Here is a 26,383-nt window from a genome sequence, read left to right on the forward strand (position 1 = left end):
GCGGCGCGCAGGTGCTGAGCGCGCGCTCAGGCCCATGCTACTTATGAGTAACGTAGCTGCCCAGTCCCCCCGGCCCAAGCGGCGAACGTCACACCGTCGGATCGGCGCCCACCCTGGATCTTGGCCGGAACTCGCCGCCGCTCCTCCTACGACACGCTCTGAGTCAGCGCCGTCACCAGTCCCGGCGTCACCTGCTCCACCTGCCAGGGCCGGGCCCCGTGTCCGGCGAGGGCCGCGGCCACGGACTCCGCGTCGACCGGCGCCGGCGGCTCCCAGCAGACCCTGCGCACCGTGTCCGGCGTGATCAGGTTCTCCTGCGGCATGTTCAGCCGCTCGGCGAGCGCCGTCACCGCCGCCCGTGCCGCGGACAGCCGGGCCGCGGCGGCCGGGTCCTTGTCGGCCCAGGCCCGGGGTGGCGGGGGACCGGTCACCGGCTGACCGGGCTGGGGCAGCTGCGACTCGGACAGGTCCCTGGCCCGGTCCACCGCCACCTGCCACTGCTCCACCTGCCGGCGGTTCACGCGTCCGAAGCCGTTCAGCGCGGCCAGCGCGTGCGCGTTGACCGGCAGCGCGAGCGCCGCCTCGACGATGGCCGCGTCCCCGAGCACCTTGCCGGGGGAGACGTCCCGGCGCTGCGCGATGCGGTCCCGGGCCTGCCACAGCTCCCGTACGACGGCGAGCTGACGGCGCCGGCGCACCTTGTGCATGCCGGACGTGCGGCGCCACGGGTCCTTGCGGGGCTCGGGCGGCGGGGCGGAGGCGATCGCGTCGAACTCCTGCCGGGCCCACTCCAGCTTGCCCTGCCGGTCCAGCTCCTTCTCCAGCGCGTCACGCAGGTCGACGAGGAGCTCGACGTCGAGCGCGGCGTAGCGCAGCCACGGCTCGGGCAGCGGGCGCGTGGACCAGTCGACGGCCGAGTGGCCCTTCTCCAGGACGAAGCCCAGGACGTTCTCCACCATCGCGCCGAGGCCGACCCTCGGGAACCCGGCGAGCCGCCCGGCCAGTTCGGTGTCGAAGATGCGGGTGGGCACCAGCCCTATTTCGCGCAGGCACGGCAGGTCCTGGGTGGCCGCGTGCAGCACCCATTCCACGTCGGAGATCGCCGCGCCCAGCCCGGACAGGTCGGGACAGGCCACCGGGTCGATCAGCGCGCTGCCCGCGCCCTCGCGGCGCAGTTGCACCAGATACGCGCGCTGGCCGTACCGGTAGCCGGAGGCGCGTTCGGCGTCGACGGCCACGGGGCCGTGGCCGGCCGCGAAGGCGGCGGTCACCTCGGCGAGGGCGTCCGCGTCGGCGATCACCCGCGGAATGCCCTCGCGTGGTTCGAGCAAGGGGGTCGGCGCCTGACTCGCAGAAGATCCGGCGTCGTCCGGAGGGGCGCCTCCGGTGGTTCGCAGTGGACGGTCTGCTGCGGTTTCGTGGGCGTCGGTCACCTGTCAAGGGTATCGGTGGATCGACGGCGCCCGCCGACGGAACGTTCCGTCGGCGGGCGCCGGGGGGTCGTAAACCAGTCAGGTCAGTGAAAGACCGGCTTCACCGGGGGGTCGGGAGAGAGAGAAGGCGGGGCGGGGAAGTGGAGTGGGGGCGGGGAAGGTGGGGAGCGGTCGGGGTCGGGGGCGGTCAGTGGATGATCCCCGTGCGCAGGGCCACGGCGACCATGCCGGCGCGGTCGCCGGTGCCGAGCTTGCGGGCGATGCGGGCCAGGTGGCTCTTGACGGTCAGGGCGGACAGGCCCATCGAGACGCCGATCGCCTTGTTCGACTGGCCCTCCGCGACCAGTCGCAGTACCTCCACCTCGCGGCCGGAGAGCTCGCGATAGCCGCCCGGGTGGCTCGGGGCACCCGGGGGGCGGCGGTGCAGGCGGGCGGCGGCGGCGCCGATGGGGGCGGCGCCCGGCCGGGTGGGGAGCCCGACGTTGGTACGGGTGCCGGTGACGACGTAGCCCTTGACACCGCCGGCGAGTGCGTTGCGTACGGCGCCGATGTCGTCGGCGGCGGACAGGGCGAGGCCGTTGGGCCAGCCCGCGGCGCGGGTCTCCGACAGCAGGGTCAGGCCGGAGCCGTCGGGGAGATGGACGTCTGCGACACAGATGTCGCGGGGGTTGCCGATGCGGGGACGAGCCTCCGCGACGGACGAGGCCTCGATGACATCGCGCACACCGAGCGCCCACAGGTGGCGGGTGACGGTGGAACGGACGCGCGGGTCGGCCACGACCACCATGGCGGTCGGCTTGTTCGGGCGGTAGGCGACCAGGCTTGCAGGCTGCTCGAGGAGAACGGACACCAGGCCTCCTGGGGTGCGGGACGGGGCCGGCTCTTGGGGTTGAAGCCGGGACGAACCGTGCTTTCAAGGTCACAGTCGTCTTCGGCACCGAACCCGTCCGCCTTTAGAGAATGATCACGATCTGGTGAGTAACAATCCGAGCAATTCGGACACGCGGTCGATCATTCGAAGACCGAACGGTTCCACACTTTGTCGATACGGGGTCGAAAGTGGCCGTATCGACAAAGTGACGGAACGTTTCCCGGGCCGCACCGGGCCCGGGTGCGGAGGATGGGGACGGGGGGTCGGGGGGAGGGGAGACGGTCTAGCGCGACTGCGGGCCGCGTCGCTGCGGCAGCGTGACGATCGACGCGTCACCCGGCGCGGCCGGCGGCAGTCCCGCGACCTGAGCCAGCAGATCGCACCACGAGGCGAGGTGCGTCGCCGTGTCCGGGACGCCGCCCAGGCCCTCCCGAGGCGTCCAGGACGCCCGGATCTCGATCTGCGAGGCGGACGGTCGTTCCGACAGGCCCCCGAAGTAGTGGGAGCTCGCGCGCGTGACCGTGCCACTGGGCTCCCCGTAGGCCAGCCCGCGCGCCTGCAGCGCGCCGGTGAGCCAGGACCAGCACACGTCGGGCAGCAGCGGATCGGCGGCCATCTCCGGCTCCAGCTCGGCACGCACCAGCGTCACCAGCCGGAAGGTGCCCCGCCAGGCGTCGTGCCCGGCCGGGTCGTGCAGCAGCACGAGCCGCCCGTCCGCCAGGTCGTCGTCGCCGTCGACGACCGCGGCCTCCAGCGCGTACGCGTACGGGGCGAGCCGCTTGGGCGGGGGCACCGCCTCCACCTCGATCTGCGGCCGCAGCCGCGCGGCCCTGAGCGCCTCGACGGCCGCCGCGAAGACCGGCGGTGCCGTACTCCCCGTATGCCGGGCGTCCCCCTCGGTACCCTTCGGTTCGTCCATTCCGCCAGCGCCGTCCGACAGTCGTCCCTGAGCCGCAGCCATGCGGGGAAGATTAAGGGGAACGGCGCCCCGGTGCAGGGAGGGACACCCGCGTGCGGGCGCGATGTCCGGATCACGTGGTGTCACGCGGCCTCGCGTGAGCGCCCCCACACCCCCCGCGCGCGGCCGCACCCCGTGTTCGGGCGCCGTCGCGGCGACATGCGAGACTTGCCGGTGTGAGTGCCAACCAGAGCCCCGCGGGCAAGCAGCCGACCGCCACGTACGACTCCGCGTTCCTCAGGGCGTGCAGGCGTGAGCCGGTGCCGCACACCCCCGTGTGGTTCATGCGGCAGGCCGGACGCTCGCTGCCGGAGTACCTCAAGGTGCGCGAGGGCATCCCGATGCTCGAGTCCTGCATGCGGCCCGAACTGGTCGCCGAGATCACCCTCCAGCCGGTGCGCCGGCACGGCGTGGACGCGGCGATCTACTTCAGCGACATCGTGGTCCCGCTCAAGGCCATCGGCATCGACCTCGACATCAAGCCGGGCGTCGGCCCGGTCGTCGAGAACCCGATCCGCACCCGGGCGGACCTGGCGCGGCTGCGCGATCTCACCCCCGAGGACGTCTCCTACGTCACCGAGGCGTACGGCCTGCTCACCCGTGAGCTCGGCGCCACCCCGCTGATCGGCTTCGCGGGCGCGCCGTTCACGCTCGCGAGCTACCTCGTGGAGGGCGGCCCGTCCCGCAACCACGAGCACACCAAGGCGCTCATGTACGGCGACCCGCAGCTGTGGGCCGACCTCCTGGACCGGCTCGCCGACATCACGGCCGCCTTCCTCAAGGTGCAGATCGAGGCGGGCGCGAGCGCGGTCCAGCTCTTCGACTCCTGGGTCGGCGCACTCTCGCCCGCGGACTACCGCCGCTCGGTGATGCCCGCCTCGAGCAAGGTCTTCGAGGCCATCGCCGGGTACGGGGTGCCGCGCATCCACTTCGGCGTCGGCACCGGCGAACTCCTCGGCCTCATGGGCGAGGCCGGCGCGGACGTCGTCGGCGTCGACTGGCGCGTCCCGATGGACGAGGCCGCCCGCCGAGTCGGCCCCGGCAAGGCGCTCCAGGGCAACCTGGACCCCGCCGTCCTCTTCTCCAGCCGGCAGGCGGTCGAGACCAGGACCCGCGAGATCCTGGACGCCGCGGCGGACCTGGAGGGCCACGTCTTCAACCTCGGCCACGGCGTCCTGCCCACCACCGACCCGGACGCGCTGACCCGTCTCGTCGAGTACGTCCACACGCGGACCGCGCGCTGAGCCGCCTTCGGGACTCGACGGGATACGGCCGCCGTCGCCGACCGCGAAGGCGAGCGGCGCGACGGTGACCGTCGGCGACCTCCTGGACCGGGAGCCTGCCCACCGCGCTCACCGGCCCGGCCGCGCCCTCCGCCCGAACACCGGCCCGCGCGGCTCCGGCGGGGGCGGGGTGCCGCGCCGCAGGGGCCAGGCGAGCAGCATGCCGACCGCGAACCCGGCCACGTGGGCCACGTAGGCGACGGTGCCGGCCTCGGAGACACCCCGGCCGGCGGAGTAGAACGCCTGGAGGACGAACCACAGGCCCAGGACGATCCAGGCGGGCAGCCGCAGCGGCAGGAAGAACAGGAAGGGCACGAGGACCCACACGCGGGCTTTCGGATACAGCGTCAGATACGCGCCGAGGACGCCGGCGATCGCTCCCGAGGCACCGATCAGGGGAGTGGTGGAGGAGGAGTCCGTCAGCGCGAACCCGTACGCGGACGCGTAGCCGCAGACACCGTAGAACAGCAGGTAGCGCAGGTGGCCCAGGCGGTCCTCGACGTTGTTGCCGAAGATCCAGAGGAAGAGCGTGTTGCCCAGCAGGTGCAGCCAGCCGCCGTGCAGGAACATCGCCGTCAGCACGCTCAGTTCCGCGGACTTGTCGTAGTCCGGCGGGCCGACCACGCAGCCCGGCCCCCGCGGGCCGACCCCGGTCTCACCGGTCGGCACCAGGCGGGGCATCCGGTGCTGGAGCAACTCCTGCGGCACCGCCGCGTACCGGTCCAGGAAGGCCTGGAGATGACACGTCTGGGCGAGACCGCCCTCGCCCGTGGCGGAACCCGTCATACCGGGGGTGAACAGGAAGACCAGGACGTTCGCCAGGATCAGGGCGTACGTCACCCAGGGGGTGCGACGGGCGGGGTTCACGTCATGGACGGGGATGACCACGGGACACTACTGCCCGTCCGACACACGGTGAACCGGTAGGTCCCCTGAACGCGGGCGCCCGGGTGCGCGTATCTCCTCTCAACCGCCCGCGGTCCGGGGAAGGCGGGGCGCGGGGACGACGTGAGGATCAGGCGATGAACGAACGGGTCACACCGGCTTTGGCGATGCACGCCCTGCCCGACGGCGAGGCCGAGGTCGCCCTCGTGCTGCGCCTGCCGTGGGAGGACGTCGCCCGGCTCGGTCAGGAGGCCGGGCGGCTGGCCGCGCGGACGCAGCGGCCGGTGACGCTGGACGAGGCGGTGAGCCACCGGCTGCGTTCCACACACGCCGCGGCACACGCCAGGCCGGCCGGTGAGCAGCCGCCCGCGGTGAGCGGCCCGGCACCGGTGAGCGGCCCGGCACCGGTGACGGCCCAGCCGCCGGTGACCACCCCGGCGCCGGTGACCACCCCGGCGTCGGTGTCGTCCCTGCCGTCGCGGCCCCCGGCCGAACAGGCACGGCAGGCCATCGACCGGATCAACGGGAGGGCCTAGGGCCACTCCCTAGGGCCGCGCCGTCAGGCCTGCCGCTCCACCGCCCTCGCCGCCTTGCGCGCGGCGACCAGTACGGGGTCCCACACCGGTGAGAACGGCGGCGCGTAACCGAGGTCCAGGGCCGTCATCCGCTCCACCGTCATCCCGGCCGTGAGGGCCACCGCGGCGATGTCGACCCGCTTGCCCGCGCCCTCGCGGCCCACGATCTGGACGCCGAGCAGCCGTCCGGTGCGCCGCTCGGCGAGCATCTTCACCGTCATGGGGGAGGCGCCCGGATAGTAGCCGGCGCGGCTGGTGGACTCGATGGTGACCGTCACGAACCGCAGCCCCGCCCGCAGCGCGTCCTTCTCGCGCAGTCCGGTCCGCGCGATCTCCAGGTCGCAGACCTTGCTGACCGCCGTGCCGACCACGCCCGGGAAGGTGGCGTAGCCGCCGCCCGCGTTGGTGCCGATGACCTGGCCGTGCTTGTTGGCGTGGGTGCCGAGCGGGATGTGCCGCTGCTGCCCGGAGACCAGGTCGAGCACCTCCACGCAGTCGCCGCCGGCCCAGATGTTCTCGTGCCCGCGCACCCGCATGGCCAGGTCGGTCAGCAGCCCGCCGTGGGCGCCGACCGGCAGACCGGCGGCCTTCGCGAGCGCGGTCTCGGGGCGTACGCCGATGCCGAGCACCACCACGTCCGCCGGGAACTCGGCGTCCTCGGTGGCCACCGCCCGCACCCGGCCGTCGTCCCCCGTCAGCACCTTGGTGACCTCGGCGCCGTTCACCATGGTGATGCCGAGACCCTCCATCGCCTCGTGCACCATGCGGCCCATGTCCGGGTCGAGGGTGGACATCGGCTCCCGGCCGCGGTTGACGACCGTCACCTCGTAGCCGCGGTTGATGAGCGCCTCGGCCATCTCCACGCCGATGTACCCGGCGCCGACGACGACCGCGCGGCGGCCACGCGTGCGTGCCAGCGTGTCGAGCAGCGCCTGCCCGTCGTCCAGGGTCTGCACCCCGTGCACGCCGGGCGCGTCGACACCCGGCAGCTCCGGACGGATCGGGCGGGCGCCGGTCCCGATCACGAGCTTGTCGTACGACGTCCAGGACTCCGCCCCGGAATCGACGTCACGCGCGCGTACCCGCCCACCGGAGACGTCGATCTCCGTGACCTCGGTGCGCATCCGCAGGTCGATGTCGCGCGCGCGGTGCTCCTCGGGCGTCCGGGCGACCAGCTGGTCCCGGTCACCGACGTCACCACCGACCCAGTACGGGATGCCGCACGCCGAGAACGAGCTGAAGTGGCCGCGTTCGAACGCCACGATCTCCAGCTCGTCCGGGCCCTTCAGCCGGCGTGCCTGTGACGCCGCGGACATGCCCGCGGCGTCACCGCCGATCACGACCAGTCGCTCTTTGGCCCGTCCGGTCCCGCTCGTCCCGCTCGCAGCACTCATGTCCATGCGAACACGCTACGGGGACGGGGCATTTCAGTCCTGCCCGCCGGGCTCCTCGCCGTGTGCGGCCCGCCGGTGCGCGGCCCCGGGCGCCGGCCGGGCCGTCGGCAGCGGGGCGGGCGCGGCGGAGGCGGCCGTCGTGGGCGGTGCGGGCACCGACACGGGGCGGCGCGGCAGCCGGGGCCGTACCACCCGCAGCCACAGCAGGACCAGCAGCGCCGCCACCGCGGCGAACGGCAGCACCGCGCCGAGCGCCACCGCCACCCAGCGCAGCATCGTCACGAAGGCGTCCCAGCCGCCGGCCAGGGCGTCCACGAACCCGGGATCGTCGTCCTTCTCCGCCCGCTTCACCGGCGTCTCGGACAGGGACAGGGTGATGGTGGCCAGGCTCGTGCGGTCCTTGAGGGCCGCCTGCCGGGCGAGCAGTGCCTCCAGTTCCGCCTGGCGCGTACTCAGCTCGCCCTCCAGCGTCACCACGTCGCTCAGCTTCGTCGCCCGGTCCATCAGCTCGCGGATCCGGGCCACGCTGGCGCGCTGCGACGTGACGAGCGGATGGCACGGAACGTCGTGCGGTCGTGGTGCTCATCGTCGTACGCGCATGGTGGGTACCGTTCCTCGGGACTGAGCAGAAGTGAGTCGGCTCAGTCGCACGCCCCGAACGGTCTTGAGCGCACTGGTCCCCGGCGTACTCGACCCCGGGGCGGCGACACGCATCCTGTGCGTGATCCGGTCCTGGGAGGCCAGTTCCCTGCGCGACCTGGCCATGTGGCTACGGCCAGAGGCGACGGGGAGGCCCCGAACCATCACTCCGGTGGAGCGGGGGCCCCGCATCCTGGCGCCGCAACCGGCGTCCCAGATCGCGCTGATCACGCTACTCCAGTTGGCTCAGGCCCCCGCAAGCCCGCGAGCGGACCATCACACGAACGAGCTAACCCGACGTTGTACACACTCCTCAGCGAGCAGTTGCCAACCCCCGGGAGTCGTGACGACTGACGCTCCTTCGACGCGGGCAGGGGCGCGAACGTTGGCGCGGAACGGTTCCGAAGCGGTCACGGTCCGGACTCGCGGGGCCTCTTGGGGCCTCCTCCCAGGGACCTTCGGCGCGAGCGCGGGGGCCGACCGGACCGGCGGCGGTGTCGGTGCCGTCTGAGACGCTGGGGGCATGTGCGCAAGTGAGAGTCCCGCGGGCGAGAACCCCGCGAAAACGGGGCATGTCGTCGTCATCGGAGCCGGTATCGCCGGACTGGCCGCCGCCCACCGGCTGCTGGAGCGCGGCGCGCGGGTGACCGTGCTGGAGGCGTCGGACCGCGTCGGCGGCAAGCTGCTGCCCGGCGAGATCGCCGGAGTACGCGTCGACCTCGGCGCCGAGTCGATGCTGGCCCGCCGTCCCGAGGCCGTCGGCCTGGCCCGCGAGGTGGGTCTCGCCGACCGCCTCCAGCCGCCGTCCACCGCGTCGGCCTCCCTGTGGACCCGCGGCGCCCTGCGCCCCATGCCCAAGGGACACGTCATGGGCGTCCCCGGCACCGCCGCCGCCCTGGCCGGCGTCCTCTCCGAGGAGGGCCTCTCCCGCATCGAGCGGGACGCCGAACTGCCCCGCACCGAGGTCGGCGACGACGTGGCGGTGGGGGAGTACGTGGCGGAGCGCCTCGGCCGCGAGGTCGTCGACCGCCTCGTCGAACCACTGCTGGGCGGCGTCTACGCGGGCGACGCCTACCGCATCTCCCTGCGCTCGGCCGTGCCGCAGCTCTTCGAGGCCGCCCGTACCCACACCTCCCTCACCGAGGCGGTGCGCGCCCTCCAGGGCCGGACGGCCACCTCCCCTCCCAGCGGCCCGGTCTTCATGGGCATCGAGGGCGGCATCGGCACCCTGGCGCCCGCGGTCGCGGAGTCGGTGCGCGCGCGGGGCGGCGAGATCGTCACCCACGCGCCCGTGACGGAGCTGCGCCGCACGGCCCCGGACGGCTGGCGGATCGTCACCGGCGACCGGCGACTGCACGCCGACGCGGTCGTCGTCGCCGTCCCCGCCCGCCCCGCCGCCGAGCTGCTGCGCGCCGAGGCCCCCGCCGCGGCGGCCGAGCTGGCCGCCGTCGAGTACGCCTCCATGGCGCTGATCTCCCTCGCCTACCGCCGCTCCGACGCCGCCGCGCTCCCCGAGGGCAGCGGCTTCCTGGTGCCGCCGGTCGACGGGCGCACCATCAAGGCGGCCACCTTCGCCTCCCGCAAGTGGGGCTGGGTCGCCGACGAGGACCCGGACCTGGTCGTCCTGCGCACCTCCGTCGGACGGTACGGCGAGACGGAGATCCTGGGCCGCGACGACGCGGGCCTCGTCGCCGCCTCCCGGCACGACCTGGCAGAGGCCACCGGTCTCACCGCCGAACCCGTCGCCACCCGCGTCACCCGCTGGCAGGACGGCCTGCCCCAGTACCCCGTCGGCCACCACGCGCGCGTGGCACGCGTCCGCGAACACGTCGCGAAGCTCCCGGGCCTCGCGGTGTGCGGCGCGGCCTACGACGGCGTCGGCATCCCGGCGAGCATCGCGAGCGCGTACGCGGCCGTGGACCGGCTCCGGGACGAACCGCGCGGTGTGGAGCGACTCACCGCCCACCCGGTGCGGAGCGCGCACGGCGGAGCGGGAGAATAGGGCCATGAGTGACGACGCCTCCACCACCGCTGCCGACCGGATCCCCAACAAGGGCAAGCTGGCCAAGGACCTCAACGAGGTCATCCGCTACACCCTCTGGTCCGTCTTCAAGCTCAAGGACGTGCTGCCCGAGGACCGCGCGGGCTACGCCGACGAGGTCCAGGAGCTGTTCGACCAGCTCGCCGCCAAGGACGTGACGATCCGCGGCACCTACGACGTGTCCGGACTGCGTGCCGACGCCGACCTCATGATCTGGTGGCACGCCGAGACCGCCGACCAGCTCCAGGAGGCGTACAACCTCTTCCGCCGCACCAAGCTGGGCCGCGCGCTGGAGCCGGTCTGGTCGAACATGGCGCTGCACCGCCCGGCCGAGTTCAACCGCTCGCACATCCCGGCCTTCCTCGCCGACGAGCAGCCCCGGAACTACGTCAGCGTCTACCCGTTCGTGCGCTCGTACGACTGGTACCTGCTGCCCGACGAGGACCGCCGCCGCATGCTCGCCGACCACGGCAAGATGGCCCGCGGCTTCCCGGACGTGCGCGCCAACACGGTGCCCGCGTTCTCCCTCGGCGACTACGAGTGGCTCCTCGCGTTCGAGGCCGACGAGCTGCACCGCATCGTCGACCTCATGCGCCACCTGCGCGGCTCCGAGGCCCGGATGCACGTCCGCGAGGAGGTACCGTTCTACACGGGGCGCCGCAAGGACATCGGTGAGCTCGTGGCCGGGCTCGCCTGATCAGACCGCCGGTTGCGCGGCCGACCCGGTTCCCGGCCCGGCCGCGGACCTCGGCTCCGGTTCCGGGCGCGGGGCGCACGACGCGTCCCGCGCCGGGAGGCGTCCGTCCAGCAGGTACGCCTCCAGGTGGGCGTTGACGCAGGCGTTCGGCCCGGCGGCGATGCCGTGCGTGCCGGCGTCCCGCTCGGTCACCAGCACCGAGCCCGACAGCCGCCGGCGCAGCTCCAGCGCGCCGCCGTACGGGGTGGCCGCGTCCCGCTCGGCGGCCAGGAGCAGCGTCGGCGGCAGCTCGCCCGGCCCGGTGCGCACGTCGAGGGGGGTCTGCCGGGGCGCCTGCCAGAAGGCGCACGGCAGGTTCGTCCACACGTTGTCCCACGTCTCGAACGGCGCCCGGCGCGCCAGCCGCGTGTTGTCCCGGTCCCAGACGGCGAAGTCGGTCGGCCAGGGCGCGTCGTTGCACTCGACGGCCGTGTACACGGCGCTGGAGTTCTCCGCCCCGGCCGCCCCCTCCTCGGTCCGTGTCCCCGCCTGGTCGATCAGCGGCTGCGGATCTCCCCGCAGATAGGCCGACAGCGCCCCGGCGCGGTGCGGCCAGTAGTCGTCGTAGTACCCGGCCCGCAGGAACGCCCCCTGCAACTGCGCCGGTCCGACGGTGCCTCCCGCGGGCTCGGCCGCGAGCCGCGCGCTCGCCTCCTCGTAACCGCGCTGCACCTTCGCCGCCGTGTCCCCGAGCCCGTACACGGCGTCGTGCCCGGCCGTCCACACCTTGAAGTCCGTCCAGCGGTCCTCGAACGCCTCCGACTGGTCGAGGTTGTTGCGGTACCAGACCCGCTCGGGGTGCGGGTTCACCACCGAGTCGAACACCATCCGCCGCACGCGCGAGGGGAACAGCTCGGCGTACAGCGCCCCGAGGTAGGTGCCGTACGACGCGCCCATGTACGTGAGCCGTCGCTCGCCCAGCGCCGCCCGTACGACCTCCAGGTCGCGGGCGTTGTTGAGGGAGTGGTAGTGCCGCAGCGCGTCCCCGGCCCGTTCGGCGCAGCCGCGCGCGTACGCCTCGGCCTCGGCGGCACGTTCCTCCTTGTACGCGTCCGAGGGCCGGGCCGGGGCCGGCCGGGGCCCCTCGAAGAAGTCCCCGGGGTCCTGGCAGGACAAGGGCGCGGAGGGCGCGACCCCGCGCGGGGCATACCCGACGAGGTCGTACGCCGCCGCGATCCGCTTCCACTCGGGCACCATGCCGACCAGCGGGAAGTGCAGCCCCGAGGCCCCCGGACCGCCCGGGTTGTAGAGCAGCGCGCCCTGCCCGGGCACCTCGCGCCCGCTGTCGTCCGGGTCCTTGTGGGTGGCCCGCACCCGGCTGACGGTGAGCCGGATCCGCTTGCCGTCGGGGTGCGCGTAGTCCAGGGGGACGGTGACCGTACCGCAGCGCATGCTGCCCGGCAGGTCCTCCGCCCCGGGGCACCTGCCGAACTCGATGCCGGCCGCCGCCGCCCGCTCGGCGGCCACGGCGGTGCCGCGCGCCTCGGCGGCCCCGGGACCGCCCGGCGTCCCCTGGGCGGGGGCGGCGGCGAGGGTGGTCAGCAGCAAGGACCCGGCGGCCGAGTAGAGGGCGGCAGCTCGCATCGCGTATCCCTTCGGTGCACGGCGTGACACAAGGGATGTTCCGTGCGGCGGCCGGGCGGGGCAAGCACCGCCCGCGGGTGTCGGCGCCGAGCGCCTCCGTACGCCCCCGGACCGCGAGCCCTGCAAGCCCCGTACGGCCCCGTACGCCGTGTCAGGCCCGGCGCTCCCAGTGCTCCTCGGCGTGTTCCTCGCGGTGGGCGAAGGCCGCCCGCAGGTCCGGTTCGCCGATCGCGTGGACGCCGCGTACGGCGACCGAGGTGAGGTACGTGCGGTCGTCCGCCGAGCCGTCGGCGTGCCGGACGAGGGCACTGATCAGCCGCTGTCCGGCCGGGGAGGCCCAGCGCGAATACGGGTGGACCTCCATCCGCGTGATCGCCAGGCACCCCAGGGTCAGGGTGAGCGGCAGCGCGAACCACAGGGCGATCAGCGGGCGCGGCTGGTCCGCGGGGAGCGGCACCGCCAGGGCGGCGGCGCCCAGCGCGACCACGGTCACCGCGGCGAACCGCACCCGCCGGACCCCGGCCGCGATGCCGGTGGCGCCGTCCGGCACGGCGAGACCCGCGCCGACCAGCCGGTCTGCCAGGCCCCGCACCGCGTCGGCGGTGGCCGCGGCGGCCCGTACCGGCGCTATGCGTGACTGCCCCTCGGGTCCTATCGCCCCTATGACCGACCGTTCCATCTCGTCCCGTCCACGCGGGTCGACGACGGTCGCCCAGCCGGTGTGCGCGAGCAGCAGCCGGCGCTGACGTGCCATGGAGACCAGTGTCAGGTCGGCGACCCGCCGGGGGCCGCCGGACAGGAACGCCGCCTCGTACAGCGTCAGCGCGTGCTCACGGCCCACGGTGTGCGGGTCGACGGCAGCGGCGCGTACGGCGGCCAGACACAGACGCAGGCACGCCAGACCGGCCACGGCCCAGGCCGACAGGAGCAGAAGGACCCAGAACATGCCGTACTTCTATGCCAAAGGCTTTCGCCGGCGCCATGCCCTGTTCACATTTCGGGACGCGGTGTTGTGGGTATGTGACGTTCCGTTTGGTGATGTCCCGGCGAGGCCGTGTCCGGTTCAACGGCGCAGCAGAACACGCCTGGTCGCACGGGCCCACCGCACCCCGGCACGCTCCGACCGCGGCACCGGTCCCGACCGTTCCAGCCACCACTGCCGCAACTCCCGCCGCGCGTCGGCGTCCTGCGGAAGGCCGTCGCGCGTCAGGTGCTCGACGAAGTCGAGGGCGTCCCGCCGGTAGCCACCCGTCATCGGACGCCGACGGGCGTAGGCGAGGAAGGCCGGCCGGTACCCCGCACCGAGGAGCACCGGCAGTTCGGGCGCGACCTTCGCGACCACGTCCGCCCGCTTCCCGGCGAGCGCCCGCGCCTGCACCCCCAGCCGCACCCGGTCGAACCCCTCGGGCGCGGGCGTCCCGGCCACCAGTGCGGACAGCAGCGCGGCCTGCGCGAGACCGAGCCGCTGACGTACGGCGTCACCGGCTTTGGCTCCGGCTCCGGACCCGGCACGCGCGGCGCGGGACAACACCGCCCCGGGCCCGGGCGCGGTGGGCACCGTCCCCGCCGCCCGCCCCTTCTCCACGGCGGCGCGGATCGCCTCCACCTCCGCCATGAGCTCCTCCCCCTCGGGGAAGTTCTCGTCACGCTCCAGCAGCACGCCCGGCGGCGTCACACGTGAGGCGAGGTCGGTCAGGATGTCGAGCACCGGTTGCGCGACGGGGTGGGCGTGGCTGTCGTGCCAGACGCCGTCGCGTTCGAGCCCGCCCGCGACATGGACGTAGGCGATGGCCTCCAGCGGCAGCTCGGCGAGCGCCTCGGCCGGGTCCTCGCCGCGATTGACGTGGTTGGTGTGCAGGTTCGCCACGTCGATCAGCAGTCGCACCCCCGTCCGGTCGGCCAGCTCGTACAGGAACTGCCCCTCCGTCATCTCCTCGTCGTCCGGCCAGGAGAGGAGCGCGGCGATGTTCTCCACGGCGAGCGGCACGGGCAGCGCGTCCTGCGCGATGCGCACGTTCTCGCACAGCACGTCGAGGGCGTCGCGGGTGCGCGGCACCGGCAGCAGGTGCCCGGCCTCCAGGACCGGGGAGGCGGTCAGCGGCCCGCCCGCCCGGACGAACGCGATGTGCTCGGTGACCAGCGGCGACTCCAGCACCTGAGCCCGTTCGGCCAGCGCCGCCAGCCGCCCCGGGTCCGGCCGCCCGGCACCGCCGAGCCCGAGCGAGACACCGTGCGGCACGACCGTCACCCCGCGCTCGCGAAGCCGCAGCAGCGAGTCGGGCAGGTGCCCGGGGCAGAGGTTCTCGGACACGGCCTCGACCCAGTCGATGCCGGGCATCCGCTCAACCACGTCCGCGATCTCCGGACGCCATCCGATACCGGTTCCCAGTCGTCCCAGTCGTCCCGGTTGTCCCAGTCGCTCCATGGCTACGTCCCCCTTCTGCGCGCATGCCGGGTTTATCGCCCGCCCGACCCGGACCGAACCCCGGGCAGGGCATGTTCTGCAGATTCTTGCGAGGAACCCCAGGACTGATGACGCGGGTCAAGTTGGTGCCGACGCCGGTGCGGGCGGCGGCGCTGGAGGCGACCCTGCGGCCTGCAACGCAGCGGCGACCTGGGCGAGCGAGGCCCGGTGGAACCTGGGTGCGCAGGCCGCCCAGCACGTGATCAAGAAGGTGTGTGACGCGTACGTCACGCTGAGGGCCCACCTTGGAATCGACCAGCGCCGGGTCTCGGTCTGGACGACCGCCGGGCGGGTGAAGGACGTGGCGTTCACGGCCTCACCCGAGCGGATGGCGACCCTGGCCCTCTACCGCGGGGGCGAGTCCGATCTGCGACGGCGAGATCATGGCCGGACGAGAGCTCAACCGCACCCGTAGCCGGGAGCGCACGCTCCGCACCAAGCCGCAGAAGAAGAACACTCCGTCCGCCAGACGCCGGCTGAGGAAACGGCGGCGCAAAGAAGCGCGGCGGGCCAAGGACATCAACCACGAGATCGCGAAACGTGTGGTGGCCGAGGCAGAACGCACCGGTCGCGGAATCGCCCTGGAGAACTGACGGGCATTCGTGAGCGGGTACGGCTTCGCAAGCCCCGACGGGCCACCCACTCCAGCTGGGCCTTCGCCAGCTGGGGCAGTTCATCGCCTACAAGGCCCGCAAGGCGGGGGTGCCGGTGGTGTACGTCGATCCGGCGTACACCTCCCGCACCTGCGCCGAATGCGGCCACATCGACAGGGCGAACCGGGTCTCCCAGGGCCTGGTGCGGATGCCGGTCCTGCGGATTCGCTGATCACGCGGACCGGAACGGCTCCCGCGACATCCGCGCGAGAGCGTGGGAGTTGTGGCGACGCGGGGCGCGGTCAACCGCCCATCTGAGCTTCGCGCCGCCGATAGGCTCCGCCCATGGCGACGCACGAGAACGAGATCACCGAGCCCGTCGACCTCTGTCTGCCCGACGGCAGGCTCGATCCGGTGGCCGTCGGCTGGTCCAGGGTGCCGCTGCATCGCGCCAACCTGCGCGGCTGGGGCCGCACCAAGCGGTGGGAGCACTGGTGCGTGACGACGCCCACCCACCTGGTGGCGCTGACCGTCAGCGACCTCGACTTCCTCGCACTGAACTCGCTCTACCTGCTGGAGTACGAGCCGACCGGGCTCGAGTTCGAGCGGGCCGCGGTGATCCCGGCCGGCCGTGGCGTCCGCCTCCCGGACACCGTCGCCGGCGCCCCGGGTGCCGGCGACGTCGTCGTGGGCCCCGAGCGGCCCACCGGCGGCAAGGTGCGCGTCGAGATCCGCGACGAGGACGGCGGTACGCGTCTGAAGGCCCGCTGCCTCACTCCGGACCGGCTGCCCGTCGAGGTCGACCTCCTGGTCGAGCGCCCGGAGGGCCACGAGTCGCTCTCGGTCGTGGTGCCGTGGAGCGAACGGCGTTTCCAGTACACGTCCAAGCAGACCGCGCTCCCCGCCACCGGCGGGGTCAGGATCGGCACCGAGGTCCTGGGTTTCGGCGGGGACGGCGGCGAGGCCTGGGCCGTGCTGGACCACGGCCGGGGCCGCTGGCCACGCACGGTCGACTGGAACTGGGGCGCCGCCTCCGGCCGCACGGACGGGCACACGGTGGGCCTCCAGTTCGGCGGGCGCTGGACGGAGGGCACCGGGTCGACCGAGAACGGACTGTGCGTGGACGGCCGGCTCACCAAGATCGGCGAGGAGCTGGACTGGCGCTGGTCCCCCTCGGACCCCCTGGCGCCCTGGACCGTCCGCACGCCCTCGTCCGACCAGGTGGACCTCACCTTCACGCCGTTCCACAACCGCTCCGCGCACACCAACGCCGGCCTGGTCGTCAACCGCACCGACCAGCGCTTCGGCCACTACGACGGCCGGATCCGCACCGACGACGGCACCGAGATCACCGTGGAGCGGCTCCTGGGGTGGGCCGAGGACGTCCACATGCGCTGGTGACGGCACTGTCGCGGACCGGCGCGCCCGCAGCCGGGCCGGCCCGGGCCTCACCGCAGCGCCGGGTGGTCCGCCACCACCGTGCACGACCCCGGCGCGATCTCCGTGAACCCGGCATCGCGGACCACCGGCAGGCCGCCGGTGGTGAGGCCGCCCCAGCGGGCCGGGTCGGCGGTGCGTACCGCCAGCGGGAAGCCCGCGTCGCGCCACGCCGCCCGTTCGCCGTCCGACAGCTCCCACCAGGCGAGCTGCGCGCCGTGTCCGGCCTGGGCCATCGCCTTGCCGGCCGACATGTCCAGGTCCGGGTTCATCCAGAGCACCGGCGCGCAGGGGTCGGCGCCGGCCGGCGGTTCCGGGTCGTCGAGGTCGGTGCCGGAGACCTGGAGGCGGGCCAGGTCCTTGGGCCAGCCGTCCAGCGGGACCGGGGGGAAGACCCGCACCTCGGCCGTCTTCCCGGTGACGCTGACGCCGGGCAGTGCCTCGGCCCGCCGCCACTCGGCGCCGCGCGCCCGCCGTACGACCTTGCGGATGCGCGCGTCCTGCCAGTCCCGCACCGCCCGCGCCCACTCGCCGTCGCCGGTCGACCGCTCGTCGCCGAGCATCACCAGCACCGCCCGGGCCGCGGTCTCCAGCGCGTCGGTACGGGGCGGTGGCGCCGCCCGCTCGATGCGTACGACCAGCGGCAGCACGAACTGCGGCGCGAGGTCGCGGTCGCCGGGTGTGGGGCGGAAGGGACTGTCCGGGGCGGGCGCGCCGTCAAGGACCGGCGGACTGTCGGGGACGGACGGACTGTCGCGGACGGACGGACTGTCGCGGACGGACGGACTGTCGCGGACGGACGGACTGTCGGGGACGGGCGTCGTCGGATCATTGCTCACGCCCACCAGTCTGCCAAGCCACGCACCAGACACGAGAGGACGACCCCATGCGACGCGAGCTGCGACTGGACGGCGTCGGCCGTAGGTACGGCATCCGCGGGCCCTGGGTGCTGCGCGGCGTCGACCTGGGCGTGGAGCCCGGCACCCTCGTCCGTGTCGAGGGGACCAACGGCACCGGCAAGTCGACCCTGCTGCGTCTGCTCGCCGGGATCGACGCCCCCACCGAGGGCCGGGTCACCGGCCGGCCGCGCACGGCCTACGTCCCCGAGCGCTTCCCGCCCGCCCTGCCCTTCACCGCCGCCGCCTACCTCACCCATCTCGGCACCGTGCACGGGCTGTCCCGCCGTGCGGCGGCCCGTGCGGCCGGGCAGTGGCTGGAGCGGCTGGGAGCCGCCGGGTACGCCTCCACTCCGCTGGCCCGGCTGTCCAAGGGCGGCAGCCAGAAGGTGGCCGTGGCGCAGGCCCTGCTCGCCGAACCGGAGCTGCTCGTGCTCGACGAGGCCTGGACCGGCCTGGACGCCGACGCCCGGGGCGAGTTGGAACGGGCGGTCGCCGAGCGCACGGCGTCCGGCGGTGCCGTCGTCTTCGTCGACCACGACCCGCGCCGTCTGGCCGACGCGCAGGGCGCCACGTACACCGTGCGCGACGGCACCCTCCACCGCCGTCCCGAATGCCCCGGGGTACCGGACGGGCCGCGCGTCGTCGTCCGGGTGCAGGGACCACCCGGCGACGCCCTGCCCGGCGACGCCCTGCGGATCGCCACCGCCGAGGAGAGCCGCCCCGGCTCCTACTCCCTCACCGTCCCCGCCTCCCACTCCGACGTCCTGCTGCGTACGCTTCTGACCGCCACGCCGCCCTGGCACGTGGTGAGCGTGCACGCCCAGGAAGGCCCGCGATGACCGCCCTGTTCCGCTACCAGGCCGCCCTCCTGCTGCGCTCCCAGCGCTGGCCGGCGCCCGTCATCCTGTACGCCGCCGCCCTCGGCATCGGTGTGCGGGGCGGGCAGCCGGTGCTCGACTCACTGGGCTGGGCGGCGGCCGTGCTGCTGCCGGTCGCCGCCTGGCTGGTGCGGATCTGCGTCACCGGGGAGCCGTCCGCCGCCCGGGCATGTGTGTCGGCGGCGCGCGGACCCGCGCGTGCCCACCTGGCCAGTCTGCTGGTGGCGCTCGCCGCCGCGGTCCTACTGGGTACGGCGGCCACCGTCGTCGTGACGCTGATCAGCGACCCGGTGAGCACGGACCACGGCACGCGCGTGCCCCCGCTCGCGGCGGGCGGCGCCGGACTGCTCGCCGCGCTGGTGTGCGCCCTGCTCGGCACCGCCGTCGGCGCCCTCACCGCCTGGCCGCTGCTGCGCTCGCCCGGCCGCGCGGTCCCCGCGCTGCTGCTCGCGGCCCTCCTGGCGCTGGTGGCGTCGGGCTCCCCGGCGCGGGCGGCGGTCAGTGGTCTGGTCACCGGGTCGAAGTCTGGCGCGGTACCGCTGCCGCTGCTCCCGCTGGCCGTGGCGGCCTCGATCACCGCCGCCGCGGCCGCCGCGGCCTGTGCGCTCAGCTCGCGCGGATCAGCCTGAACACGCCGTGCGCTGGGCCTCCTGCCACTCGCAGACAGGGCAGAAGGTGATGCCCTTGTACGACTCGGGGTACTCCGTAGGCTCCCGGCACAGCACGCACTCCGCGTACGGCGGACCGTCGGCCTTGGGCGGCCGGGTCGCGTCGATCAGACAGTAGTCGTCGGGAGCGGGGGCGTCGTCGCTGCTCATCTCTCCAGCGTAGGCCCGTCAGCGGCGGCCGTCCGAGGCGCCGATCAGCTCCGAGACCTTCACGAAGCGGTAGCCCCGGCGGCGCAGCTCGGGCACGACCGTCCGCACCACCTCCTCGGTCACCGGGGCGGCGCTGAGGGTGCAGTGCATGACGACGACCGAACCCGGCCGCACCCCGTCCAGCACCTGCCGGGCCACCGCGTCCGCGTCCGTCGCGAACGCGTCCCCGCTCACCACGTCCCACTGCACGGCGGTGACACCGGTGGTGGTCAGCTCCTTGAGCGCCGCCTCGTCGTAACAGCCGCCGGGAAAACGGAAGTACGGCATCGCGTTCCGCACCCCGGCCTTCTCGAACGCCGCGTAGGCCCGCTCCACGTCCGACCGCATCCGCTCCTTCGGCACGGTCGGCAGGTCGTAGCAGTCGTCGGTGTAGGCGTGGTGGCTGTAGGAGTGGTTGGCGATCTCGAACCCGGGGTCCCGGCCGATGGACCGGGCCTCGTCCGGGTACTCCTCGGCCCACCGGCCGGTCATGAACACCGTGGCCGGCACCTTCAGCTTCCGCAGGGTGGCGATCAGCCGGGGGTTGTCGAACCGTTCGCCCGCCGCCGCACGCGGCCCCTGGTCGGCGGTCATGTCGGCGTCGAAGGTGAGGGCGACCGTCTTCTCCCGGGCGCGCGGGCCGTGCTCGAAGACGGGGGTCAGACCGGCGGGGCCGGGAGCCAGCGTCGGAGGCAGGGACGGGGCCGGCTCCGCCGGGGCGGCGGCGGGCGCGGTCGCCGCCGGGCGCGGAGCCCGCGGGGCGTCGGTGGTCCCGCAGGCGGCGAGGGCGGCGCCCAGGACACCCAGAGCGGCTGCGCGTCGTACGAGAGTGATCACCGTACGAACGTATGAGTGTGCTGTTCTGTATGTACGACTATGGGGTGTGACGTGCCCGAGCTGTCACCCTCACGGCTCAGAACGGGAGCCGGTGACGCTCAGATGTCCCGCTGCTCCAGCGGCTTCGTCGCCGGGCCCTCGATCACCCTGCCGTCCGTGCCGAAGCGGGAGCCGTGGCAGGGGCACTCCCAGGCGCGCTCCGCCGCGTTGAAGTCGACCAGGCAGCCGAGGTGGGTGCAGCGCGGCGAGACGGCGTGCAGCGCGCCTGCCTCGTCCCGGTAGACCGCCAGCCGGTCACCGCCCGCCCGCACGACGGCACCCTCGCCCGGCGGCAGGGCGTCCACCGGCGGTGCGGGCCGCAGCCGGTCGCCGACGAAGTGGCGCGCGACCTCGGCCTGTGTCTTGAGGAACGCCGGCGCCTCACGCACCGCCGTGCGCAGCCGGCGCGGGTCGTACAGCTCGCTCCACGCGCACTCCTCGCCGGTGATCTGCGCGGTGAGCAGCCGGCCCGCCATCATGCCGCCGCTCAGCCCCCAGCCGCCGAAGCCCGTGGCGACGTACGTGTGGTGCGCGCCCGGGTGCAGCGGGCCCACCATCGGCACGGTGTCCGTGGGATCGATGTCCTGCGTGGCCCAGGCGTACGTGAGGTCGGCGCCGGGGAAGTGCTCGCCGGCCCAGGCGGACAGGCGGTCGAACCGCTCCCGGGTGTCGCCCGTGCCGGGCGTGAAGTGCTCCCCGGTGACGACCAGCAGCCGGCGGCCCGCGTCGTCGCCCGCACCGTCCAGGGGGGCCGTACGGACCGAGCGGGTGTTCTCGTCCGGCGTGATGTACATGCCGTCGACGTCGCGGTCCGCCTCGATGCTCCCGGCGACGACCAGTTCCCGGCGCGGGGAGAGGCGGGCGAAGAGGAGGGCCCGGTCGAAGATCGGGTAGTGGGTGGCGACCACCACGTCCCGGGCGGTCACCGCCGCGCCCGCCCCGGTCGACACGCGGCACGGCTCGCCCTCGTCCAGGCTGTGGACGGTGGTGTTCTCGAAGATCCGCCCGCCGTGCGCCTCCAGGTCGTCGGCGAGGGCCAGCAGGTACCTGCGCGGATGGAACTGGGCCTGCCCGGTGACCTTCACCGCGCCCGCGACCGGAAACGGCAGCCCCGTCTCCGTCACGAACGACGCCGGCAGCCCCGCCTCCTTCGCGGCGGCCGCCTCGGCCCGCAGCTCGTCCACGCGGCCCGCGTCGCGGACATAGGTGTACGCGCTGCGGGTCTCCCAGTCGCAGTCGATGCCCAGCTCGGCCACGATCCCGGCGGCGCGCTCGATCGCCTCGGTCTGCGAGCGGGCGTACAGGCGGGCGCCCTCGGGGCCCCGGGTGCGGCGCAGCTTGTCGTAGACCAGGGTGTGCTGTGCGGTCAGCTTGGCGCTGGTGTGGCCGGTGACGCCGGCGGCGACCCGCCCCGCCTCCAGCACCGCCACACTGCGCCCGGCCCGCGCCAGTTCCCAGGCCGCGCTGAGCCCGGCGACGCCGGCGCCGATCACGGCGACGTCGACATCGAGGTCCTCCGCGAGGGCGGGGCGCGGCGCACCGCCCGGTGCCGTCTGAAGCCAGTACGAGCCGTTGACCTGCGCTTTCTCCGTCATGCGGCGCCGAGTACCCCGTAGCAGCGGCTTCAGTGACCGGGCGGTGCGCCTCTGGTCGCCCGCGCCTACCCGCGCCAGGGGCCCGTCACCGCGAAGGTCGTCCCGGGCGTGTAGCAGTTGACGTACATGGTGTCGCCGTCGGGAGAGAAGGCGACCCCGGCGAACTCACCCCACTCCGGGTCGTCCGGCGTCCCGATGTTCTGGGCGCCGCGGGCCATCGCGTACACCTCACCGCGCCTGGTCACGCCGTAGACGTGCTGGGCGCCGGCGCCGTCCTCGCAGACCATGAGGCCGCCGCTGGGGGCCAGGCAGATGTTGTCGGGGGACTCGCCGGGGAGCTGCACGTCGGTGTCCGGGCCGAAGACGATCACCAGGGTCAGCCGGCGCCGCTCGGGATCGTAGCGCCAGACCTGGCCGTAGTGGTCGCCCGCCGAGCCCTCGTCGCTGTGCGCGAAGGACGACACGAAGTACACGCTGCGCCCGCCCCAGTAGCAGCCCTCCAGCTTCTGCGCGTGGGTGATGCCGCCCCGGCCGAAGTCCTGGTGCCGGATGGGTGTCCCGGTGGCCAGCGGGTCGGGTACGTCCACCCACTCGACACCGTCGAAGCGGGCGCCCGTCTCCTGGATCGAGGAAAGGTCGGGCACGCCGGGCACCCGCATCGCCTGGAGCCGGCCGCCCGCCCGCAGCGAGCCCGTGCCGCCCAGCGGCTTCTCGGGCAGGAACCGGTAGAAGAGACCGAACGGCCGCTCGAACGCGTCCTCCGTCTCGTACACGACGCCCCGTCGCGGATCCACGGCGACCGCCTCGTGCTGGAAGCGGCCCATCGCGGTCAGCGGCACCGCGCCGGTGCGGTGCGGATCGGCCGGGTCGACCTCGAAGACGAAGCCGTGGTCCTTGGTGTAGCCGTTGGTGCCGGCCTTGTCCTCGGTCTCCTCACAGGTCAGCCACGTGTCCCACGGAGTGGGCCCGCCCGCGCAGTTCACCGCCGTACCGGCGATCGCGACCCGCTCGCCCTGGACGTGGCCCCGGGAGTCCAGGGTCAGGGTCGTACAGCCGCCCTCGCCCTCCGGGTCGTACGTCAGTCCCTCGACGGTGGGGACGGGTACCTTCGCGCCGGGGCGGTTCTCGTGGTTGCGCACGAGGTGGACGCCGCCGTGGCGGCCGCCGTGGCGCCCCCCGGAACGCGCGGCGAAGGCGGCCATGCCGTCGTGGTTGGACGGGACCGGGCCCTCGCCGGAGCGCAGCTGGTCGCCCTCGCGGGAGAGCACCCGGTAGCGGAATCCTCTGGGAAGGTCGAGCAGGCCGTCGGGGTCGGGGACCAGGGGGCCGTAGCCGGTGTGGCCCGGGGACTGGGCGGCGGCGGTGCCGGCGAAGAGTTCGGAGAGGGCTCCGGTGAAGGCGATGCCTGCGCCGAGGGCTCCTGTGCGGGCGAGTACCTGGCGTCGGGTTGCGGACATGGGGCGACCTTCCTGCTGGCGGACAGGACTGTGACCCCGCCGTGTCTATCATCTGCCGGTAATACCGGGAACCACGCGCGTAGCTCGTGTCACTGGCCGGGGGCCAGCCACTGGCCACCGCCCCCGGGCCACGCGCTCTCGTCACGGCATGCCGGACGCCCGGTCCGGGGCGGTGCCCCGGACCGGGCGTCGTCACCGGTCGCCGCCGGGGGCCACCGGCGGCGACCGCTACGGACGCGACTACACGGCCGCCGTCACCGGCTCGGTGACCTTCACCGGGTCCGTGCCGGTGGCGCTGTGCCGCTCGGCCCAGTTCTCCAGGGCGGTGCGACAGGCGTGGTCCAGGTGGTGCAGCCCGGACAGGTCCAGTTCGACCGGGCGGTCCTGCGGCAGCGCCTCCAGGCTCTCCAGGATCTTCGGCAGCCGCAGGAAGGTCGCGTTGCCCGACAGGTGCGCCTGGACGGGACCGGCGCCCTTGTCGACGATCTCCAGTTTGAGGTGGGAGGCCTCCCAGGCGGTCTTGGCCACGGACAGCGCCAGACCGATCAGCACACCCTCGAACATGTTCACCGCGACGATCGACACGGCCGTGACCACCAGGATCAGCGCCTCGCCCCGGTGCCCCCGCCACAGCGACACGACGCCGCGGAACGGGATCAGCTTCCAGCCCGCGTGGACCAGGATGCCGGCCAGCGCGGGCAGCGGGATCAGCGCCAGCGCGGACGGCAGCAGCGCGGCGAACAGCAGCAGCCACACACCGTGCAGCACCCGGGACGCCTTGGTCCGCGCGCCCGCGCCGACGTTGGCGGAGCTGCGCACGATCACGGCGGTCATCGGCAGCGCGCCGAGCAGGCCGCACACGGTGTTGCCCGCGCCCTGCGCCATCAGCTCCTTGTTGTACTCGGTGCGCGGGCCGTCGTGCAGCCGGTCCACCGCGGCGGCGCTGAACAGGCTCTCCGCCGAGGCGATCAGGGTGAAGGCGACGATCGTGCCGAGGACGCCCACGTTCACCAGCTCGCCGAAGGCGTCGGCGCCGGGGGGCTGGATCGAGTCCAGCAGGCCGTTCACCTCGACGGTCGCCACCGACAGTCCGAAGACCGCCGTGACCGCCGTGGCCAGGCCGACCGCGGCCAGCGCGCCCGGCACGGTCCGTACCCGCTTCGGCAGCCGCTTCCACAGCACCATCACCGCGATGGTGCCGGCGCCGAGGGCGAGTGAGGTGAGTGCCTCGGTGCTGCCCAGCGCGTCGGCGGCGGCCCCGGGCAGTCCGGTCAGCTTGTCGAGTCCGGACGCGGGCGCCTCCATACCGGCCGCCGAGTACAGCTGACCGGCGATGAGCACGAGGCCGATACCGGCCAGCATGCCCTCCACGACGGACAGGGAGATCGCCCGGAACCAGCGCCCCAGCCTCAGGGCGCCCATCGCGAGCTGGATCAGACCGGCGGCCAGCACGATCACGCCGAGCGCGGGCAGCCCGTACGCGTCGACCGCGCCGAAGACCAGCACCGTCAGACCGGCGGCCGGACCGGACACCTGGAGGCTGCTGCCCGGCAGGAGTCCGGTGACGAGGCCGCCCACGATGCCGGTGACCAGGCCGAGTTCGGCCGGCACACCGGAGGCGACGGCGACGCCGACACACAGCGGCAGGGCGACCAGGAACACGACGAGCGAGGCGGTGAAGTCCTGCCGCAGATGGGGGAACTTGCGGCCGTTCTCGGATATGGCGTTCATGCCGGCGCTCACAGGGTCTCGAACGTGTCGGTGTCCGCGTGGTGTTCGCGTACGACCCCGGTGTGGACCTCGTAGTACCAGCCGTGCGTCCGCAGCCGGCCGTCCGCCAGCCGCTGTTCGACACAGGGGTAGGAGCGCAGCCGCAGCAGTTGCGCCAGGACGTGGTGCCGCACGGCCTCGGCGACCGTCGGATCGGTGGGGTCGCACGGCTTCGGCGCGTCCGCGGCGTGCGCCAGCCAGTCGCGCACGGCGGGTACGGCGCTCAGGTCGTCGTCGCGTACCAGCGCGCCGACGGCGCCGCAGTGCGAGTGGCCGCAGACCACGATGTCGGTGACGCCGAGCACTTCCACGGCGTACTCGATGGTGGCCGCCTCGCCACAGGGGTGCTCGCCGCCGTGGGGCGGGACGATGTTGCCCGCGGTGCGCAGCTCGAAGAGCTGGCCGGGCCGGGCGCCCGTGATCAGGGCCGGTACGACCCGGGAGTCGGAGCAGGTGATGAACAGGACTTCGGGCGACTGGCCTTCGGCGTGCCCGGCGAACTCCTCAGGGCGCTGGCCGAACATGCGGGCGTTGTCGATGAGGGGCTGCATGATGGGGGTGATTCCTCCTGGCGCGCGGTGGGGGCGCGTCGGATGGGCAGGACAACAGAGGTGGGGGTGTCGTGAGCCCTCAGCAGCGGAAGACCTGGAGTGCCGCGGGGGAGTGGTCCGGCGCCGGTCTCGGCCGGTGCCCGGTCGCACGGACCGACGCGCCGAGGTCGGGGACCACGGGGCCGCGCTGTCGCAGGAACGGGCGCTCGAAGGCCTCGGGCTGGGGCGCGGTGGGGGTGCGGTGCCGGTCGCGGACGCGCGGGGAACTGGTCGGGTTCCCCGACGGGCCGACGTCGTGGCAGGTGACGGTCTCGTCGTGCGACGCCGTACCGGAGAGGGTGGCTCCGGGGTGGGCGTTGGCCACGGCATCACGGCTCGTATGCGCGGATGCGAAGGGTGTGCCGGGTGCGAACGCCACCAGGGCGACCAGGACGCCGGCGAGGAGCGAGACCACGGTCCGGGCCGTCGGTCCTCGGAACATACGCCCCCCTCCAGGCAGTTCACGCCCGTGGCGTGGGCCGATGCGTGGTCAGCGCATGGCGAAGCATGGTCAAGACACTGCCAACGCATGGTCAAATGCGCGGTCAAGAAACACGTTAACCCTGCG

The 26,383-nt window shown here is 73.8% G+C and carries 23 protein-coding genes and 2 pseudogenes; 8 read left to right on the forward strand and 17 right to left on the reverse strand.

The window, feature by feature from the left end; translation table 11 throughout:
- Positions 1 to 146: 146 nt before the first annotated feature.
- From ACH4NX_RS19470 to ACH4NX_RS19480, 3 genes are all read right to left on the reverse strand, one after another.
- Positions 147 to 1,433, reverse strand: a complete 1,287-nt coding sequence (locus ACH4NX_RS19470; RefSeq protein WP_398129290.1) for an HRDC domain-containing protein — start codon at positions 1,431 to 1,433, stop codon at positions 147 to 149.
- Between the two features lie 187 nt (positions 1,434 to 1,620).
- Complete coding sequence (locus ACH4NX_RS19475) at positions 1,621 to 2,283, reverse strand: response regulator transcription factor (protein WP_003972894.1); 663 nt, start codon at positions 2,281 to 2,283, stop codon at positions 1,621 to 1,623.
- A gap of 304 nt (positions 2,284 to 2,587) precedes the next feature.
- Complete coding sequence (locus tag ACH4NX_RS19480) at positions 2,588 to 3,265, reverse strand: DUF3000 domain-containing protein (RefSeq protein ID WP_351391545.1); 678 nt, start codon at positions 3,263 to 3,265, stop codon at positions 2,588 to 2,590.
- 173 nt (positions 3,266 to 3,438) lie between these two features.
- Here ACH4NX_RS19480 and hemE point away from each other — a divergent pair, with 173 nt between their 5' ends.
- The gene (gene hemE, locus ACH4NX_RS19485; RefSeq protein WP_398129287.1) at positions 3,439 to 4,506 is read left to right on the forward strand and encodes a uroporphyrinogen decarboxylase; all 1,068 of its coding nucleotides are present in this window, start codon (positions 3,439 to 3,441) and stop codon (positions 4,504 to 4,506) included.
- 108 nt (positions 4,507 to 4,614) lie between these two features.
- Here the strand turns inward: hemE and ACH4NX_RS19490 are convergent, their stop codons facing one another.
- Entirely contained in the window at positions 4,615 to 5,433 is an 819-nt protein-coding gene (locus ACH4NX_RS19490; protein WP_398129286.1) for a rhomboid family intramembrane serine protease, read from the reverse strand.
- A 134-nt stretch (positions 5,434 to 5,567) separates the two neighbouring features.
- Here ACH4NX_RS19490 and ACH4NX_RS19495 point away from each other — a divergent pair, with 134 nt between their 5' ends.
- Complete coding sequence (locus ACH4NX_RS19495) at positions 5,568 to 5,966, forward strand: hypothetical protein (protein WP_398129285.1); 399 nt, start codon at positions 5,568 to 5,570, stop codon at positions 5,964 to 5,966.
- A 23-nt stretch (positions 5,967 to 5,989) separates the two neighbouring features.
- Here ACH4NX_RS19495 and ACH4NX_RS19500 read toward each other — a convergent pair whose 3' ends face one another.
- Positions 5,990 to 7,405, reverse strand: coding sequence for an FAD-dependent oxidoreductase (locus ACH4NX_RS19500; protein ID WP_398129284.1), 1,416 nt, complete (start codon positions 7,403 to 7,405; stop codon positions 5,990 to 5,992).
- Between the two features lie 27 nt (positions 7,406 to 7,432).
- Positions 7,433 to 7,945, reverse strand: a pseudogene (locus tag ACH4NX_RS19505) (DUF4349 domain-containing protein); the annotation flags it as partial.
- 616 nt (positions 7,946 to 8,561) lie between these two features.
- Here ACH4NX_RS19505 and hemG point away from each other — a divergent pair.
- Positions 8,562 to 10,040, forward strand: a complete 1,479-nt coding sequence (hemG, locus tag ACH4NX_RS19510; RefSeq protein ID WP_398129283.1) for a protoporphyrinogen oxidase — start codon at positions 8,562 to 8,564, stop codon at positions 10,038 to 10,040.
- A 4-nt stretch (positions 10,041 to 10,044) separates the two neighbouring features.
- Positions 10,045 to 10,776 carry a hydrogen peroxide-dependent heme synthase gene (gene hemQ / locus ACH4NX_RS19515; protein WP_351391561.1) on the forward strand — a complete coding sequence of 244 codons (732 nt, stop codon included), beginning with the start codon at positions 10,045 to 10,047 and terminating at the stop codon, positions 10,774 to 10,776.
- On the opposite strand, the gene ACH4NX_RS19520 is transcribed toward hemQ, so the two are convergent.
- From ACH4NX_RS19520 to ACH4NX_RS19530, 3 genes are all read right to left on the reverse strand, one after another.
- The gene (locus tag ACH4NX_RS19520) at positions 10,777 to 12,399 is read right to left on the reverse strand and encodes an alpha/beta hydrolase (protein WP_398129282.1); all 1,623 of its coding nucleotides are present in this window, start codon (positions 12,397 to 12,399) and stop codon (positions 10,777 to 10,779) included.
- A 151-nt stretch (positions 12,400 to 12,550) separates the two neighbouring features.
- Positions 12,551 to 13,345 carry a TIGR04222 domain-containing membrane protein gene (locus ACH4NX_RS19525; protein WP_351391567.1) on the reverse strand — a complete coding sequence of 265 codons (795 nt, stop codon included), beginning with the start codon at positions 13,343 to 13,345 and terminating at the stop codon, positions 12,551 to 12,553.
- A 117-nt stretch (positions 13,346 to 13,462) separates the two neighbouring features.
- Positions 13,463 to 14,797, reverse strand: coding sequence for a DUF692 domain-containing protein (locus tag ACH4NX_RS19530; protein ID WP_351391949.1), 1,335 nt, complete (start codon positions 14,795 to 14,797; stop codon positions 13,463 to 13,465).
- Between the two features lie 134 nt (positions 14,798 to 14,931).
- Between ACH4NX_RS19530 and ACH4NX_RS19535 the strand changes: the two are divergent.
- Both ACH4NX_RS19535 and ACH4NX_RS19540 read left to right on the forward strand, forming a co-directional pair.
- Positions 14,932 to 15,767: pseudogene (locus tag ACH4NX_RS19535) on the forward strand (RNA-guided endonuclease TnpB family protein); the annotation flags it as partial.
- 34 nt (positions 15,768 to 15,801) lie between these two features.
- The gene (locus ACH4NX_RS19540; RefSeq protein WP_398129281.1) at positions 15,802 to 16,857 is read left to right on the forward strand and encodes a DUF2804 domain-containing protein; all 1,056 of its coding nucleotides are present in this window, start codon (positions 15,802 to 15,804) and stop codon (positions 16,855 to 16,857) included.
- A 47-nt stretch (positions 16,858 to 16,904) separates the two neighbouring features.
- Here the strand turns inward: ACH4NX_RS19540 and ACH4NX_RS19545 are convergent, their stop codons facing one another.
- Complete coding sequence (locus ACH4NX_RS19545; protein ID WP_398129280.1) at positions 16,905 to 17,732, reverse strand: peptidyl-tRNA hydrolase; 828 nt, start codon at positions 17,730 to 17,732, stop codon at positions 16,905 to 16,907.
- Positions 17,733 to 17,779: 47 nt separating this feature from the next.
- On the opposite strand from ACH4NX_RS19545, the gene ACH4NX_RS19550 reads away from it, so the two are divergent.
- Both ACH4NX_RS19550 and ACH4NX_RS19555 read left to right on the forward strand, forming a co-directional pair.
- Positions 17,780 to 18,631: an ATP-binding cassette domain-containing protein gene (locus tag ACH4NX_RS19550; protein ID WP_398129279.1), complete on the forward strand. Its 852-nt coding sequence runs from the start codon at positions 17,780 to 17,782 to the stop codon at positions 18,629 to 18,631.
- A complete protein-coding gene (locus tag ACH4NX_RS19555; protein ID WP_351391574.1) occupies positions 18,628 to 19,299 on the forward strand; it encodes an ABC transporter in 672 nt (223 codons plus the stop codon). Before ACH4NX_RS19550 ends, ACH4NX_RS19555 begins: the two co-directional genes overlap by 4 nt.
- Here ACH4NX_RS19555 and ACH4NX_RS19560 read toward each other — a convergent pair.
- From ACH4NX_RS19560 to ACH4NX_RS19590, 7 genes are all read right to left on the reverse strand, one after another.
- Complete coding sequence (locus ACH4NX_RS19560) at positions 19,291 to 19,488, reverse strand: hypothetical protein (RefSeq protein ID WP_351391577.1); 198 nt, start codon at positions 19,486 to 19,488, stop codon at positions 19,291 to 19,293. The genes ACH4NX_RS19555 and ACH4NX_RS19560 overlap by 9 nt on opposite strands.
- Before the next feature lie 18 nt (positions 19,489 to 19,506).
- The gene (locus tag ACH4NX_RS19565; RefSeq protein WP_398129278.1) at positions 19,507 to 20,364 is read right to left on the reverse strand and encodes a polysaccharide deacetylase family protein; all 858 of its coding nucleotides are present in this window, start codon (positions 20,362 to 20,364) and stop codon (positions 19,507 to 19,509) included.
- Between the two features lie 98 nt (positions 20,365 to 20,462).
- On the reverse strand, positions 20,463 to 21,998 hold the full coding sequence (locus ACH4NX_RS19570; protein ID WP_398129277.1) for an FAD-dependent oxidoreductase: 1,536 nt from the start codon (positions 21,996 to 21,998) through the stop codon (positions 20,463 to 20,465).
- 65 nt (positions 21,999 to 22,063) lie between these two features.
- Positions 22,064 to 23,455, reverse strand: coding sequence for an alkaline phosphatase PhoX (locus tag ACH4NX_RS19575; RefSeq protein WP_351391586.1), 1,392 nt, complete (start codon positions 23,453 to 23,455; stop codon positions 22,064 to 22,066).
- A 240-nt stretch (positions 23,456 to 23,695) separates the two neighbouring features.
- On the reverse strand, positions 23,696 to 25,186 hold the full coding sequence (locus ACH4NX_RS19580) for a SulP family inorganic anion transporter (protein WP_351391588.1): 1,491 nt from the start codon (positions 25,184 to 25,186) through the stop codon (positions 23,696 to 23,698).
- Between the two features lie 8 nt (positions 25,187 to 25,194).
- On the reverse strand, positions 25,195 to 25,776 hold the full coding sequence (locus ACH4NX_RS19585; protein ID WP_351391591.1) for a carbonic anhydrase: 582 nt from the start codon (positions 25,774 to 25,776) through the stop codon (positions 25,195 to 25,197).
- Between the two features lie 79 nt (positions 25,777 to 25,855).
- Positions 25,856 to 26,257: a hypothetical protein gene (locus tag ACH4NX_RS19590; RefSeq protein WP_398129276.1), complete on the reverse strand. Its 402-nt coding sequence runs from the start codon at positions 26,255 to 26,257 to the stop codon at positions 25,856 to 25,858.
- Between the last annotated feature and the right edge of the window lie 126 nt (positions 26,258 to 26,383).

Source organism: Streptomyces sp. NPDC017225, assembly GCF_044331465.1.
Classification (GTDB): domain Bacteria; phylum Actinomycetota; class Actinomycetes; order Streptomycetales; family Streptomycetaceae; genus Streptomyces.